Below are 612 nucleotides of genomic sequence, written 5' to 3'. Positions count from 1 at the left end.
GATGAAATAAGCGCTGAGTTATCTACTTATTCATTACCAAAACAAATTGAGAGTTCATTTGCATATGAATTGAATGGATATCTATTCGAAAACAAACTCATTGTATGTAATACAATATTACAACATGATTTATTGTATGAGTTATCATTTTATGAAAATAAATATGTGAGAATTTATGTAGATAGAATTAATGTTTCATTTTTAAATTGATTTTTTAATGTATTTTTTAAAGTTTATGTATTTATTTAATTTATAGCCACTTCATTTATAGATTAGATTAGAAAAATAATGAAATATCAGTATCTAAATGACCTAATCTCATCAACTTCCTTCGATATTAATTATCTTTATCACTTTTAAATATACTATTAGCTACCCTCTCCGATTCAATTTCTCGAATTGCTTTTTTATCTAAGTTGCACTTGGCAATTGAATTCATTGCATCTACTAGCAATAGCGGCATATCTTTCCAATTCATTTTTTCTGGAATATCAGGCTGCTCACAATCAGCGGTTAGATGTGGGGGCAATGGAACTGGCTGAACGGGAATCAATTTCTCTTTTGTAGTTCCGCAGCCTGTTAGTAACATCATCAGGCACAGCAGTATTAGCG

The 612-nt window shown here is 29.7% G+C and carries 2 protein-coding genes; one reads left to right on the top strand and one right to left on the bottom strand.

Annotated features, from left to right (window positions below; all coding sequences use genetic code 11):
* Positions 1–210, top strand: a 210-nt coding sequence (locus ABN217_RS19705; protein ID WP_502935143.1) for a UCP019853 family protein, incomplete at its 5' end; no start/stop codon positions are given.
* A gap of 127 nt (positions 211–337) precedes the next feature.
* Here the strand turns inward: ABN217_RS19705 and lysC are convergent.
* The coding region (gene lysC / locus ABN217_RS19700) for an Rz1-like lysis system protein LysC (protein ID WP_349459923.1) at positions 338–612 on the bottom strand (275 nt) is incomplete at its 5' end.

This window comes from Proteus sp. fly-1067 (assembly GCF_040139345.1).
GTDB classification, from domain to species: Bacteria; Pseudomonadota; Gammaproteobacteria; order Enterobacterales; family Enterobacteriaceae; genus Proteus; species Proteus vulgaris_B.
This window is presented reverse-complemented; position numbering and strand designations above follow the sequence as displayed.